Source organism: Microbulbifer mixtoriginis (SeqCode), assembly GCF_052466865.1.
Window position 1 is genome coordinate 4,821,148 of sequence record NZ_CP174293.1, and the last position, 14,600, is coordinate 4,835,747.

A 14,600-nucleotide genomic window follows, 5' to 3' on the forward strand; every position below is an offset into this window, starting at 1 on the left:
TTGGGGAGCCAGCGACTCCCACGAATTTTTTCAGGCGCTTGTGCAATCTCAGACAAGCGCACGGCACTGCCGTTCGAAACTAAAAATCAGGCGCCGAAGCAGCAGTATTTGGTTTCGTAGAATTCGGCCATGCCTTCGACACCGCCCTCGCGGCCGATACCGGATTCTTTGTTGCCGCCAAAAGGCGCTACGGTGGTGGAGAATACCCCGGTGTTACAGGCAATCATGCCGTAATCCAGCGCTTCCACCACACGGTTCGCGCGGCGAATGTTCTCGCTCATCACATAGGCAGCCAAACCGTAAGGAGTATCGTTGGCACGGCGGATCACATCGGCTTCATCGGTAAACTTCTGTACTGCGGCGATAGGACCAAAGTTCTCCTCCTGAGCCACTCGCATAGCATCCGTGACGCCGGTCAGCAGAGTGGGGGCGAAATAGTTTTCTCCATTGGGCAGCTGCTCACCGCCAATCTCAATTTTCGCCCCGGCTTCTACCGCATCCTGTACCAGGTCCTGTACCCGATCCACCGCGCGGCGATAAATCATCGGCCCCATGCTGACACCTTCTTCAGAGCCATGGCCGATTTTCAGTGCGGCCACTTCGGCACGCAGCTTTTCCACAAACTCATCGTGTACCGACTCGTGCACATAAATGCGATTGGTGGCCACACACACCTGGCCGGCGTTGCGGAATTTGGTCGCCACGCAGGCCTGCACCGCCGTCTCCATATCCGCATCGTCGAATACGATAAAGGGCGCATTGCCGCCTAGTTCCATGGACATCTTCTTCACGGTACTGGCGCACTGCGCCATCAGCAGCTTGCCCACGGCGGTGGAGCCGGTGAAGGTAAATTTAGCCACGCGCGGGTCCTGGGTCAGTACCTTGCCGATGCCCGGTGAATCGCTGCCGGTCACTACATTGATGGTGCCCTTGGGAAGACCCGCCTCCTCTGCCAGCTGGCACAATGCCAATGCGGACAGTGGAGTCTCTAGTGCCGGCTTGATCACCACAGTACAGCCGGCTGCCAGCGCCGGTGCCGCCTTACGGGTAATCATGGCGTTGGGGAAGTTCCAGGGGGTGATGCAGGTCACCACACCCACCGGCTGGCGGATGGTGCTCAGGCGCATCGCCGGATTGTGGGTAGGGATCGTCTGGCCGTAGGCTCGGCGACACTCTTCAGCAAACCACTCGATAAAAGAGGCGCCATAAATAATTTCCCCCTTGGCCTCCGCCAGCGGCTTGCCCTGCTCGAAAGTGAGGAGACGCGCTAAATCATCGCTGTTATCCATAATCAACTGGTACCAGCGCTTGAGGATGGCGGCACGTTCGCCGGCGGTGCGGCGGCTCCACTCCGGGAATGCGGCGCTGGCTGCGGCTACCGCCGCCTCTGCATCCTCCGCTGAACCATCGGCCACTAAGCCCAGTACTTCGCCATTGGCCGGATCGCGCACCTCTGCGGTGCCCGCAGCATCCCGCCACTCTCCATCGATATAGTTCTGAGACTTCAACAGGTTTGGATTCGCCAGTTCCACCGGAAAACTCCTGATAATTTGCTGTTATTAATGGTATTGCGGCGATTCTGGCCGCAGCAGCCCAGGGAGAATAGTAGTATTTTTCGAACTAAAGTTTATATTTATCAAACTTAAGGGTGAAGTGGCTTGTCCACTCCAATCCCCACTCCGCTGGCAGTGCCTAAGCTACGGCAAACTAACTCAAATAACACGGGATAAATCGGCAGATGGGCAAGACAAAAAGCGCCTTGGGCGGGCGCCTCAGCGATATAGACCTTCGCCTGTTGCGCGTTTTCCGTGAAGTGGTGCGCGCCGGTGGCCTGGCGCCTGCAGAGGTAGCGCTCAATATCGGCCGCTCCACCATTAGCGTACATATTTCCGACCTGGAAGCCCGCCTGGGTATGCAATTGTGCCTGCGCTCCCGCGGCCGTGCCGACTTCAAACTGACACCTGAGGGGGAGTCACTCTTCGAGGCCATCCTCGAATTGGATGGCCACCTGGAAGCCTTTAAAAGCCAGGTGAATGCCATTCAGTCTCACCTCACCGGAAATCTGCGTCTGGTGATGCCAGACGATGTGCTGGAGATACCACAACTGGATTTGCCGGCAACCATTGCCCACCTTCGCCAACAGGCCCCCCAGCTACACCTGGAGGTACAACTTGCCGCACCCCAGGAACTGGAGCTGGAGATACTCGCCGGCCGCGCCGATGTGGGGATTAACCCCCTGCACACACGTCGACCTGGCTTGGAATACCAGCCGCTATTCCACCACCAATCCACACTCTACTGTGGCGCCCAACACCCATGTGCCCAAGCGGATCAGGTCAGCGAGGAATTACTTACCCAGCAGGAACTGACAGCCCCAAGTCATGCCGTGCTCTCTGGCGCGGCTCACCTTTACCGATTATTTCCCAACCGTTCCACCGCTAACCATATGGCTGCGAGGCTAGCGATGATTCTATCCGGCTGTTTTGTGGGCTTTCTACCGGATTATCTCGCACAAAAATATGTGGCGTGCGGCAAACTGAAGCCGCTATTGGCCGAGCGTTTTCACTACCGCATTCAGAATGCTGCCACTTTTAAAAAGAATGCAGTAGACCACCCGGCTGTGCAGCTATTTTTGCGGGCTTTAGTAATTAAAAACTAACTATCGGCAAAGCCACAGAAGCCTAAATTAGTCTAACTTACTGCTTCCCAGACGAAAGACCTATAAGCCATTAATGACTGGCAACAAACCCTAAGGTTTGCACTGTTATAAAAATGCAGCATATATACAATAACTGCGTGTCAAAATGAATCACATGGAAGCTTTATGATCGACTTTGAAAGTTCACCCCTCTTCAAACTGAAGCCTATTGATATCTCCGAGGCTAGAGATGATTTCAATAAATTTCTAATTGAAGGTGAATCTATCTTCGCAGGGTTCAAAACCATTCGCGATCAGGTGGTTTTTACCAACAAAAGAATTATCGCAGCCAACGTCCAGGGAATTACCGGCTCCAAGGTCGACTACACATCTCTGCCCTACAGTAAAATACAGGCGTTTTCTGTAGAAAGCTCTGGCACCTTTGACCTGGACTGTGAAATCGTGGTGTATCTCAGCGAGGTGGGAAAGGTCAAATTTGAAATCAAAGGATCTTTTGATCTTATCCAATTTAATCAATATATCAGTAAGTATGTACTGGCTTAACAATATTGAAGGACGTCACAATTTAGGCCTTCAATTTTAATGTTAAGTCGGTATATTTAAGCCACCACAGATTTTATACACAAGAGAGGGAAGTTCATGTCACACATGTGGTTAGAAAGTTTGATTACCGAGAATGCACAGCAAGGGTTTGAATTGGCCATGAAACTATCCAGAATGGGAGTGAAATACACCCAACCTTCGGATGAGGTCAGAGGCAAGTTGAGAGCTTCCTACGAGGAAAACGCAGATAGCTTGATCGCCTCATCCCAGGTAGTTGCCATCAACTTTCAGACAGTAGCTGCCGCCAATAACTACTGGCGCGGTTAAGAGATTTCAGCGCTTTATATTGAATTTGAAAATTAGCTAAAAGTTCTGTAAAGCGCCTCTCCCCTTTCCTCACCATAAATATCCAGTCAAACTTTACCTAAATAAAACCAGTCCCCTGGCTGATATTCAACAGAATTCACTATAAACATCAAGAAACACCAGCATCCCCAATTCTTCAATCTATATTGCAACTATTCTTTCTTTTGGATGCCCGTGGCAGAGAAACCTTGATCTAGACATTGGTATAGATATCGATAAAGGTAAGGCTCTATTGAGCGGATCACATTGCCATTGGTACCTATCTCCTTTTGGAATATGGAGTGGTAATAGACATGAGTGAGCAAGAAGAACGACTTGTTACGGTCTGGGAAACCCATACAGCAGCCGAGTTTGAGCTAAAGGATGCTGATGCTGCTATCGCCACTATGACCGACAACCCTGTTTTAATTCACGTCCCGGTAAACACAGGTGCAACCGGAAAGGAACCGCTGAGGAACTTCTATCGGGATATTTTTATACCGCAGATGCCGGCCGATGTTAGCCTGGAGCTACTGACTCGCACAGTAGGAAAACACAGAGTTATCGATGAGTTTATCCTGCATTTGACACACTCCCTGCGTATGGATTGGTTCGCTCCAGGTATCGAAGCCACGGGAAGGAAACTGTCTGTTCCCCATGTTGCAGTAATTGACTTTGACGGCGATAAGATCAGCTCAGAACATATCTATTGGGATCAAGCCACTGTACTTAAACAAATGGGATTTTTGGATAACCAACTGCCAATTATTGGCAAGAGTCAATGCGAGCGGCTACTGAATGCCAATGCCCAAACTAACGAACTCATCCCATAAAGTATAAAAGCTAATAAACGGTAATCCTTAGCAGTATTGGGCTTTCTTCTAGTGCGCTCACCTCTCTTTCGCCAGCCGGTGAGATTGACCACTCTATACCAGCCATTGTGCTTCATTCAAATTTTTGCCCTAATGCATCTATAGAAGCTCTCTACCGCGTCAGAGTGGTATGGGCATATCAAAAGGGGGTAGATATCGCCTTTCTAGGTGCCGCTTGGCAAGGTTTTAGCCCTGGTACCTGAACAGCAACTGCATTAAGTCCCCACAATAACTCTCGAGGAAGTAAGTGTGCGAACCCTGGGCAATTTCTTATGGTTTATTCTTGGCGGAGTCTTTATGGGACTTTGCTGGTGGTTTTTTGCACTAATCGCCTTTGTCAGCATTGTCGGTATTCCCTGGGGTAGGGCCTGCTTTGTAATGGGCAAGTTCTCATTCTTTCCCTTTGGACGTGAGGCTATTTCACGCAAGGAGCTGACCCTAAACGAAGATATTGGGACCAGTGGACTTGGCTTGATCGGCAATATCATCTGGTTCCTATTTGCCGGAATTTGGCTGGCGATTGGTCATTTGGTACATGCTATTGCCTGCTTTGTAACCATCATTGGTATCCCTTTCGCCATTCAACACTTAAAGCTTGCAGGTATATCCTTATCACCAATTGGAAAAACGATTGTAGTGACAGAAGTAGCCCAAGCTGCAAGGATGAAAAATGCTGAGACGATAGTTTCAAGAATGAGAGGAAACATCTAGCCATTTAAGAATAAGGCCTTTCTGTTAAATGGTTTCAATGAGACAGGGTGATCGATGAACCTTTAAGCCATTAGTACCAGATAGCTTTATTTAAATAGCAGACAATAAATTTATTAATACTGCATCTCCCTGTGATTCTACAGCGTCTTACCGTGAGTGACATAACAACCGTCACTCATTTTAATGAACACAGGGAGTATAACAATGAGAAAACTTACCTTAATTTTAGCTGGTACATTTGCTTTAGCTGTCAACTCTATTGGCTACGCCACTGAAAAACCCATAATGCCAGAGCAGGACACACCAGCAGCCCAAGTAATGCTATTTGGTGTTTTTCATTTTCATAATCCTGGATTGGATTCAGTAAAGTCAGAGGTAATCAACGTACTGACCCCCAATAACCAGCGCTATTTGGAGCAACTTACTAGCAAGCTTGCAGATGAGGGGCCCACCCACGTATTAATTGAATGCCCGCCGACATATCAAAAAACAATAAATCGCAAGTTCAATTCTTATAAAAATGGCAACCATGACCTCAGCATAAATGAGAATCAGCAACTGGGATTTCGTATAGCGGAAAAAGCAGGACTGGATAAGGTACTTTGTTATGACGAAAGAAATGTTCATTGGAAAGGTGCTGAACTAAGAGATTATATGACCAAAGAAACACCGGAGAGAAAAAGAATTCATGACAAACTTATAGAGAAAATCGGCAAGGATACGTCTCTCAGGCACAGCACTTTATCTTTAGGTCAATTACTGCAATTCCATAATAGCTCAAAGGAAGATCAAGATAATATGAATCTCTATATTATGGAAAATGATATAGGTGCAGGTAAAGGTTTTATTGGGGCCGATGCAGCAGCAAGCTGGTGGCACCGTAATTTTCGTATGTACGCTAATATACAGGCCAAAGCCCAGCCAGGAACTAAAGTAATTGCTATCGGTGGCTCAGGTCATACTGCTATCCTAAAGACCCTTCTAGAGGTTGACAAAAGTCGCCGGGCTTGGAATGTTAATGAATACTTATAAAAAATATAAGAAATAAAGAATGGAGAATTAGGGGAACAATGAGAAATATTATAAAGCTCTTGAGCAGTATCATAGCCCTGGCTTCTTGCTCAAGTTGGGCTGCAGAAAAAGAAGTATCATCCAGCCCTGAAGTAGCGCAGGCCCAGGTAATGCTATTCGGTACCTTTCATTTTGCGAACCCTGGCCGGGATACAGTAAAGTTAAATGTTATCGATGTGCTAACGCCAGAAAATCAAGCCTATTTGGAGCAATTAACCGAGAAACTAGCCGGTGAATCCCCCACCCATGTAATGCTAGAGTGTGACCCAAGTAAACAGGAAAATATTGATAAAAAATTTCAATCTTACCTGAATGGAAAACATAAACTCGAAGTTAATGAGCACCAACAGCTGGGTTTTCGCATTGCAGCCAAAGCGAAACTGAATGGTGTTATTTGCTATGATGAAAATCAAGTACATTGGAATGGGGCAAAACTCATGAGCTATATGAGTACCAATGCACCTGTAAGAAAAAAAATGTTTGATGCCGAAATAGCAGATTTTGGGAGTTTAGCTAGTAAGCAACACAAAACACTCCCCTTACGACAGTTGCTCCAAATTGATAACTCTCTTGAGAGAGACAGAAAAAATATGAATTTATATCTTATGGTAAATGATATTGATTCTGGTGAGGGTTTCTTAGGAGCAGATGCGTCAGTCAGTTGGTGGCATAGGAATTTTCGCATGTATGCCAACATCCAAGCTAAGGCTCAACCAGGAACCAAGGTTATCGCAATTGCGGGTTCAGGTCATACCGCACTTATGAAAACACTTCTGGCCACCGATCTTCAGCGCAAGGCTTGGGATATTAATGATTATCTCTAGAATTCCTACCCGGCTTATTTATCACTAACAATTGAGAGTAATACTCATTCCAATCCATACCCTTGGATATCACACTACATATAGTGTGATATCCAAGCTTAGCAAAAAATAGACACACAAGAAATTTTAACTTTAGTTTTCCCTCCCTAACTACGTGTAAGATAATTTATTTTCAGCTCAGGAATTACCATACAAAAACAAGATTACATCCACCTTAATAATCATACCTATGATTTTGCTATCAATATTTCTATCTAGCTTTTGGAATAAATTCTTTCTCTAGAGCACTCCGATCCCACCCTCCAGTGCTCGCTGCAGCTTCATAGGTACTCTGCAGAAAAGCCAATAATGTTTCATCTGGTGCAGTAGACTTCCTCACCTCACCATAAGGAAGGATAAATTCAGACAGCTCCTTTGAATAAAACGCAGAATCCGGACTAACCTCTTGACCCGAAAATTTATCAGATGCAGGATACGTATAAGAATAAAATGCAGCATCTTTATAACCTCCTCCGCCGGGCCAAAACCCAGCACTACTGACTTCATGAGAGTATGCCTCTTGAGCAGCCCAGTCAGGGAAATTTGGAACGCCTCCAGGATGCAGAGGTGCCTCTCTGCCAGAGAAACGTGTAACCGCTAAATCAAAACTTCCCCAGAAAAAATGTACAGGACTGCATTTCCCTATAAAACGGGAACGAAACTCTTTAAAAACTCTATCTATTTGCACTAGCGCCTGCGAAAAACGGGTTGCAAACCTTGAGTCATAATGACAATGATTCCTATCCTCTTCAAAGGGGATACCATTGGCAATCTCACTAGGTGTGGTATAGATTTCAACTGAAAGACCAAGATCCCTCATTACATTTATAACCGCCATATAGAAATCAGCAACGCACATTGGCGTTAACGGTATGATACGCCTGCCACCATCACTGACCAATATTGAAAGTTGATGCTCAAGAAGATCAAATTCAATAGAAAAAGCTCTTCCATCATAGGGGATCAGAGAGGTATTCAATCCCCTTGCTGATATATAAAAAGGCACATGCCAGGAGTGATTTGTCCAAGGTGTCTGAACCAAGCGAATCTTACCAATGATCTGTGTCCACAGATGTAATGTGGCCACTGTGTCTGACCAATCTTGAAAGTGAAGTTCAGGCCAATCTGAATTCTTAGAACGATTTGAAGGCATCTTCATATTTCACTCCGATCACTCACAACAAATAAAATAAAAGGCTACTGCCTCAGCAAAAAAATAAGCAGCATTCGGAAAAATCCACAACAGTAACATTATCGACACCAAATGATTCTCTACATGCCAACATAACTTACAAATACATTATTAGTGTCACCAAGCAAATTCCCACGCCTTTGACTTGCAAACTACACTCTTCAGTCGAGAAACTAATAAGTTAATCGCGTTACCCCAAACATACCAACTCTAAACAACTGAATACCTGTCACGCATGAGCCGCAAAAGCCATACTGTTCTATTAGTCCCCGGGATTTTTGACCGGGGTACCTCTCTGTTAAAAATGCAACGTATACTTTCTGAAGCAGGCTATAACACACATTACATTCACTTGCGTTACAACTCAGGTTGGCACGGTATGGAGCATTTATCCGCTCAATTAATGGCAAAGATGGAGAATATACTTAAGGGAGAGGAGACTTGTACGTTGATAGGATTTAGCATGGGGGGAATTGTCGCGCGCTATTACCTACAAGCCATGAGCGGTATTGATAAGGTGCATAAATTTATCTCTATTGCCTCTCCACACCATGGTAGCTATTGGGCAAATTTTCTGCCATATAAAGGAGGGAAACAGCTACGCGTGGGTAGTGACTTCTTAAAATCTTTAAACAAGTCAATACACCTCTTGGAACAAACCCAACCTGTCTCAATTTGGACTAAATACGACATCACCATAATGCCACACAGCAGTGCCCAGCTGGGAATTGGTGTATCTTATGAGGTTCCGGTTATCTTACATAGATTAATGCCAATGAGTACTAAAGTTATTTCATTGATGAAAAATGAAGTCATAACAGGTATGGAGTAAATATATTTTATGAATAGCCTCATTAAGAAATTCTAAATGTTTAATATGCCTAGCCTACTTTCACAGGCAATTAACTATGAGTAATTCAGATAAAGAGACCGCCAAGCCAGAAAGTGCCATCCAGAATTATTACCGTAAATTCGAAAGCTTTATTGCACTACTTCTCACCTTTATCATTATTGTAATTGTTATTATCGCCATTAGCCGTCTTGCCTATTCTGTATACTCCATGCTATTGATCGGCATGAAAGATCCTCTTGATCACAAAGTATTCCAGACTATTTTCGGTGAGATTATTACCTTACTGATTGCACTGGAGTTCAGCCACACCCTGCAATATGTGGTAACCAAGCAGCAGAGTATTATTCAAACTACCGTTGTAGTCTTAATTGCTATACTGGCGCTTGCGCGTAAGTTTATAATTCTGGATCTGGATAAAGTCAGTGCGGGAGAATTAATCGGGCTGGCAGCTGCAACTCTAGCACTAGGATTAACCTACCTAATACTGAAAAACAAAAGAAGTAATTACTAATTTTTACAGTATATTAGTCACTTTAAATTGGGCGAAGTGCTGATTCACCATTCGCCCAATTAAGACTGGATTTATATACTAGTTATCACTCTCACGTAATGCATGATGTAACCGCACCGGCTTTGTTTTGCGCTCTTTCTTACTACGTAGGCGCAAATTAAGCATCTCCACTGCCATCGAGAATGCCATGGCAAAATAGATATACCCCTTGGGTACATGCACATCAAAACCTTCTACCACCAGGGTAAGTCCAACCATAATCAAAAATGCCAGCGCGAGAATTTTAACCGTTGGATGGCGATCGACGAAGTCACCTATTGGTTTAGCGGCCACCAGCATAACCATTACTGCTAGGACAATGGCGACAGCCATAATGGAGATTTCATCCACCAGACCTACGGCAGTAATCACAGAATCGAGTGAAAATACGATGTCGAGAATGGCAATTTGCAGAAGCACCATGCCAAAGCCGGCGGTCCCCAGTGAGGCCGAATCAGTCTCAGCACCCTCCAAGCTGTTGTGTATTTCATGTGTGGCTTTAGCGATCAGGAACAAGCCGCCTCCCACTAAAATGATATCGCGACCAGATATCTCCATTGAAAAAATACTAAACAGTGGCTCTACCAGCCCCATAATCCAGACGATGGAAAACAATAATGCTAGGCGCATTACCATAGCAAGGGTCAGGCCAATAAAACGAGCCGGTTCCCGCTGATGGGGCGGAAGGCGCCCAACGAGAATAGAAATAAAAATAATATTATCGATACCCAGAACTATTTCCAGCGCTGCCAATGTAGCCAGAGCAACCCAGGCTTCCGGGCTGGCTATCCACTCGAACATAAAAATTCCTTATCCATTAATTATTCTGAAATGCTCTTCCCGTAACTAGGGGAGGCCAATATGGCACAGTCAGCGCCAAACTTTATCTTTTGTAGTCACCTGACATCTCTACTAACTCAGTGTTCAGAAGAGAGTGTCAGGAAGTAGGCCATATTAAGCTACTCTATTCGCCTTGACGCAACCAGATCATGGCCTTATCTTCAGAATCAAATACTTTATACTCACCGCTGATAAACCAGCTCCCCACTTTACTAGCTATTTTCATCCAGCGCTTATCAGAGATTACCGCAATCCGATTAAACTCACGGCCATGAGATAACCCTAACTTTAAATCGTCCCAAGCAGCGCGCGGCTCCCAACCCTGTAACTCCTTGGCATCCATTAGACAATCAATCTTGGGGTTTTCTACACCGGCAATAGCGGAGTTGAGCATGGGTACCATGGTCTGGTAATCCTCATGCGTCAGTTTTCCGCGAGCTCGCAGAGTCAAAAAGAAGTGATTGCCTTGTTGCTCCAAACCGATAGAAACACCGTGAGGTTGATCGCTCATAGGTCACCCTTAACTGACGTTTTCTACACAGGATAAGTTAGCTTTCAATACACACTCTAAATAAACATTTAGAAGTCGTTGCGCCAAAAATTAATGCTTTATTTTTATCAGGCTAAGAACATTACTTCTGCTTGAAGGAATACAATTTGGACACATGAAAATAGCTATTCTTCACAGGCTACCGGCCGTGATTTTCCGCATTGCCAACAATAGTCAAAGGCCGCCCCGTTCTCTTCACCACAGCTGGGGCAGGTCCAGCCTCTCTGTTCAGCTTCGGCATCCTGTAATAGCTGACAGGCCCGCTCATAATCTCGGTCTCGCTCCAACCAAAGTTCCGCCCAAGCTTGGTTCGGGGCCAGCTCTCCAGATGCACCCTGGGCAAATTCATTTTTCAGTTTGACCGCTATACCGGCAACTTCCAGGCGACTTTTAACCAGCTCCACCAGGAGGCGGTTTTCATGGGTATAAATGAGTTTCATGAGGTAAGAGGCCCTGCTCCAGAACCCCCAGAATACCCACAACCAGTAGATGAACCCAATAGATCAGCTCTATTCCTCTGTCGCAGCTGTGCAATCTACATGTCGACAATATTCTTCATGGGGGACCGTGATGATTTCCAGAACACTTTCTACGGTATTCAGTGCTGCCCGGCTATTAATAAGTACCCGCCCGGAACGACTGGCAATATATTCCAACACAGCCCTCCCCCTAGTACTTTTGTAAACCGCCAAAAGTTGCCCCTTTTCCACCGCATCGCCATGCCGGACAAATACTTCCATCCAATTGCCAATCAAACTGTGGACCTGTGTGGTGCGCATTGCCTGGGCATATATTCGCTCCACACTGACTAGCCCCGCAATTTCTCCAAACCTGGGGGCCTCCGCTGCCCGTAGAGGTGTTATTCCGCTGACAGCCAGGATAACGACAAACAGGCAGATTTTTCTCAAGCCAATTCTCCTCAAGCTGGTTTTTCCACAGACTCCAGCCCAGTTTATGGGCCATGTCGCCGAAGGCATTTTTAAAAGGCGATAACTTAGGTATAGCTGACTAGATAATTCACGCCAGATTGAATAGCTAGGTGACAGGAAAATAAAAGGGGTGATAAATAAACTAGCGAGGCAAAGAAAGGGCCACTATTTGTGGCCCTTTTGTAAATTTATGCTACTAGGATGCAGGAAGAGTGAATCTAGCTGAGATCTATCCAAGTGGATTTTAATTCACAGTACTTATCCAAGGCGTGCAGGGACTTATCCCGGCCGTTGCCCGACTGTTTGAAGCCACCAAATGGGACAGTGATATCCCCGCCAAAGTAGTTATTGACCCACACAGAGCCCGCATAGATATCGCGGGCCATCCGATGGGCGCGGCCCAAGTTGTTGGTCCAGATACCTGCCGCCAGCCCGTAGATGGAATCATTGGCTATGGCGAGCGCCTCCTCCTCTGTTTCAAATTCGATCACCGACAGTACCGGGCCAAAAATCTCTTCGCGGGCGATGGTCATTTCGCCAGTCACATTGCGAAATACGGTCGGCTCATAATAGTAACCGCCAGTCACCTCATCCACCGGCTGACCACCACATACCAGCTGCGCGCCCTGCTCCAGGCCCTTGGCCACATAGAATTCAACCGTATCGAACTGACTGCGATCGATCAGCGCACCCATTGCGGTATTGGGATCTTGTGGGTGGCCGGGCTTAAAGCGCTCAGCAGCCTTGCTTACCTTTTGAATAAACTCATCAGCGATGCTCTTTTCTACCAGCAGGCGTGAACCCGCAGTACAAGTTTCCCCCTGGTTATAGAAAATGGCCAGTGCTGCTGCATCGGCGGCCTTATCCAAGTCGGCATCAGCAAAGACAATATTCGGGCTCTTTCCACCCAACTCCAGGAAAGTACGCTTCAAGTTTGACTGACCGGAATACTCGGTGAGGGTCTTGCCTACTTCGGTGGAACCGGTGAAGGTGAGGCAGTCGATATCCATATGCAGGCCCAGCGCCTTACCCAAGCTACTACCTGGTCCCGGTAATACATTCAGTACGCCATCGGGCAGACCTGCTTTCTTGGCCAAACCAGCCAATTTAATCGCTGTCAGCGGGGTATTGGAGGCCGGCTTCAGAATCACGCTATTGCCAGTGGCCAACGCCGGCCCCAACTTCCAAGCGGTGGTGGACAATGGGAAATTCCAGGGCACGATTGCCGCCACCACCCCCAGCGGCATGCGGGTTACCAGACCAAGCTCACCCGGGCCTGTAGGAGCAACTTCATCGTAGATCTTGTCGATGGCCTCACCACTCCAACGAATAGTGGTGGCTGCCCCGGGAACATCCACGGCCATGGTATCGCCAATGGGCTTACCCGCATCCAGGCTCTCCAACAGGGCAATTTCCACTAAGTGTTCTTCGATCAGTTCGGCAAATCGCACCAGAATTTTTTTGCGCTGCATCGGCGGCATTTTCGACCAGACACCGGACTCAAAAGTCTCGCGTGCTACATTGACTGCCAGATCGGCATCCTGTGGACCGCAACTGGCGATCTGCGCCAACTCTTCACCATTGGCGGGGTTATAGGTGGCACGAGTTTCCCCAGATAGAGCATCTACATACTCGCCATTGATAAAGGCTCGGCCTTCAATCTTGAGTGAGGCCGCCAGAGCCTGCCACTCCTGCAGGTTTTGCGGGATGTTATTTTCTTCTTTCATGGCACACCTCGTCTGAGACTATTAGTTTTTTCAGGTTATATCGAAAATGTGATCACAAATCAAAGGGGTTGCTGGCATCCGGCTAATTGTGGCTTGGCAAGTACATTAAGGGGCCCCAAGAGGCAGGCCCCTAAGTAGAATTACACGACCTCAGTCTCCACCTGTAACCAATCATCCTGTAACTGCATCATCAGCTTGTCGCCGTGATGCAGCTCACCGACGCCCGCTGGGGTGCCAGTCAACACCACGTCGCCGGGTTCAAGAGTAAAGTAACTGCTGATATAGGCCACCAAATCGAGTATCGGGGTGAGCATATGCTCAGTTTTACCACACTGGCGTTGCTCGCCGTTTAGCCACAGCGAATAACTAAGCTTGTCCCAATCCGGCAACCAGTCCAATTTGACGAAAGAAGAAAGGGGGCAGGAATTATCAAAGCCCTTGGCCTTTTCCCAGGGGTGCCCGGCTTGCTTAAGTTGTGACTGTAAATCACGCAAAGTGAGATCCAGCGAGAGACCCAGCCCAGCAATTGCCGGGGGAACTTCTGTCGCATTGGCGTCGGTCAATTTCTTACCGATCAGCAGTGCCAACTCACCCTCGAAGTGACAGCTGCCACGTCCCGTGGGCAGGTGAATAGGTTTGGCCATTTCTACTGCCGCAGTAGCCGGTTTGATAAACAGCAAAGGCTCCTCAGGTACCGGATTATTCAACTCGGCGGCGTGGTCGGCATAGTTGCGCCCCACACAGATAATCTTGCCCAGCTTGTAAGGAACTTCACTGCCACAGGTAAATTGGTGTTGGTACATAAATAAATAAGATAGTTAGGATAGGAATTTCGAATAAAGCGATATAACCAGCATGTGCTATGATCGCGCCTTCGCCTGACTTCGGCACCTCT

At 47.0% G+C, this 14,600-nt stretch carries 17 protein-coding genes; 9 read left to right on the plus strand and 8 right to left on the minus strand.

Annotation, left to right across the window (positions count from 1 at the left end; all coding sequences use genetic code 11):
* Nucleotides 1–86: 86 nt before the first annotated feature.
* A complete protein-coding gene (locus tag ACJJJA_RS21460) occupies nt 87–1,532 on the minus strand; it encodes an NAD-dependent succinate-semialdehyde dehydrogenase (protein WP_444903328.1) in 1,446 nt (481 codons plus the stop codon).
* A 206-nt stretch (nt 1,533–1,738) separates the two neighbouring features.
* Between ACJJJA_RS21460 and ACJJJA_RS21465 the strand changes: the two genes are divergently transcribed.
* The 7 genes from ACJJJA_RS21465 (at nt 1,739) to ACJJJA_RS21495 (ending at nt 7,025) form a co-directional block, all read left to right on the plus strand.
* Nucleotides 1,739–2,659: a LysR family transcriptional regulator gene (locus ACJJJA_RS21465; protein ID WP_444903329.1), complete on the plus strand. Its 921-nt coding sequence runs from the start codon at nt 1,739–1,741 to the stop codon at nt 2,657–2,659.
* 165 nt (nt 2,660–2,824) lie between these two features.
* Nucleotides 2,825–3,202, plus strand: coding sequence for a PH domain-containing protein (locus ACJJJA_RS21470; protein WP_444903330.1), 378 nt, complete (start codon nt 2,825–2,827; stop codon nt 3,200–3,202).
* Between the two features lie 96 nt (nt 3,203–3,298).
* Nucleotides 3,299–3,529: a hexameric tyrosine-coordinated heme protein gene (locus ACJJJA_RS21475; protein ID WP_152455425.1), complete on the plus strand. Its 231-nt coding sequence runs from the start codon at nt 3,299–3,301 to the stop codon at nt 3,527–3,529.
* A gap of 332 nt (nt 3,530–3,861) precedes the next feature.
* The gene (locus tag ACJJJA_RS21480) at nt 3,862–4,380 is read left to right on the plus strand and encodes a nuclear transport factor 2 family protein (protein ID WP_444903331.1); all 519 of its coding nucleotides are present in this window, start codon (nt 3,862–3,864) and stop codon (nt 4,378–4,380) included.
* Between the two features lie 288 nt (nt 4,381–4,668).
* Entirely contained in the window at nt 4,669–5,130 is a 462-nt protein-coding gene (locus ACJJJA_RS21485) for a YccF domain-containing protein (protein ID WP_444903332.1), read from the plus strand.
* 204 nt (nt 5,131–5,334) lie between these two features.
* The gene (locus ACJJJA_RS21490) at nt 5,335–6,162 is read left to right on the plus strand and encodes a DUF5694 domain-containing protein (RefSeq protein WP_444903333.1); all 828 of its coding nucleotides are present in this window, start codon (nt 5,335–5,337) and stop codon (nt 6,160–6,162) included.
* A 38-nt stretch (nt 6,163–6,200) separates the two neighbouring features.
* Nucleotides 6,201–7,025 (plus strand): DUF5694 domain-containing protein, encoded by an 825-nt coding sequence (locus ACJJJA_RS21495; protein WP_444903334.1) that lies wholly within the window; start codon nt 6,201–6,203, stop codon nt 7,023–7,025.
* Nucleotides 7,026–7,275: 250 nt separating this feature from the next.
* On the opposite strand, the gene ACJJJA_RS21500 is transcribed toward ACJJJA_RS21495, so the two are convergent.
* The gene (locus ACJJJA_RS21500; protein ID WP_444903335.1) at nt 7,276–8,223 is read right to left on the minus strand and encodes a DUF5996 family protein; all 948 of its coding nucleotides are present in this window, start codon (nt 8,221–8,223) and stop codon (nt 7,276–7,278) included.
* A 268-nt stretch (nt 8,224–8,491) separates the two neighbouring features.
* Between ACJJJA_RS21500 and ACJJJA_RS21505 the strand changes: the two genes are divergently transcribed.
* A complete protein-coding gene (locus ACJJJA_RS21505) occupies nt 8,492–9,088 on the plus strand; it encodes an esterase/lipase family protein (protein ID WP_252083637.1) in 597 nt (198 codons plus the stop codon).
* 76 nt (nt 9,089–9,164) lie between these two features.
* Nucleotides 9,165–9,620: a phosphate-starvation-inducible PsiE family protein gene (locus ACJJJA_RS21510; protein WP_444883029.1), complete on the plus strand. Its 456-nt coding sequence runs from the start codon at nt 9,165–9,167 to the stop codon at nt 9,618–9,620.
* 78 nt (nt 9,621–9,698) lie between these two features.
* Here ACJJJA_RS21510 and ACJJJA_RS21515 read toward each other — a convergent pair whose 3' ends face one another.
* The 6 genes from ACJJJA_RS21515 to ACJJJA_RS21540 all read right to left on the minus strand — a co-directional run bounded on the left by ACJJJA_RS21515 (nt 9,699) and on the right by ACJJJA_RS21540 (nt 14,508).
* A complete protein-coding gene (locus ACJJJA_RS21515) occupies nt 9,699–10,460 on the minus strand; it encodes a TerC family protein (protein WP_444887426.1) in 762 nt (253 codons plus the stop codon).
* Between the two features lie 163 nt (nt 10,461–10,623).
* A complete protein-coding gene (locus ACJJJA_RS21520) occupies nt 10,624–11,010 on the minus strand; it encodes a SpoIIAA family protein (RefSeq protein ID WP_444883031.1) in 387 nt (128 codons plus the stop codon).
* Nucleotides 11,011–11,174: 164 nt separating this feature from the next.
* Nucleotides 11,175–11,489, minus strand: coding sequence for a putative signal transducing protein (locus ACJJJA_RS21525; RefSeq protein WP_252083641.1), 315 nt, complete (start codon nt 11,487–11,489; stop codon nt 11,175–11,177).
* A 69-nt stretch (nt 11,490–11,558) separates the two neighbouring features.
* Entirely contained in the window at nt 11,559–11,957 is a 399-nt protein-coding gene (locus tag ACJJJA_RS21530; RefSeq protein ID WP_252083642.1) for a biotin/lipoyl attachment domain-containing protein, read from the minus strand.
* A gap of 239 nt (nt 11,958–12,196) precedes the next feature.
* Nucleotides 12,197–13,705 (minus strand): aldehyde dehydrogenase, encoded by a 1,509-nt coding sequence (locus ACJJJA_RS21535; RefSeq protein ID WP_444903336.1) that lies wholly within the window; start codon nt 13,703–13,705, stop codon nt 12,197–12,199.
* Nucleotides 13,706–13,845: 140 nt separating this feature from the next.
* Complete coding sequence (locus ACJJJA_RS21540; protein WP_444903337.1) at nt 13,846–14,508, minus strand: fumarylacetoacetate hydrolase family protein; 663 nt, start codon at nt 14,506–14,508, stop codon at nt 13,846–13,848.
* Nucleotides 14,509–14,600: the final 92 nt, after the last annotated feature.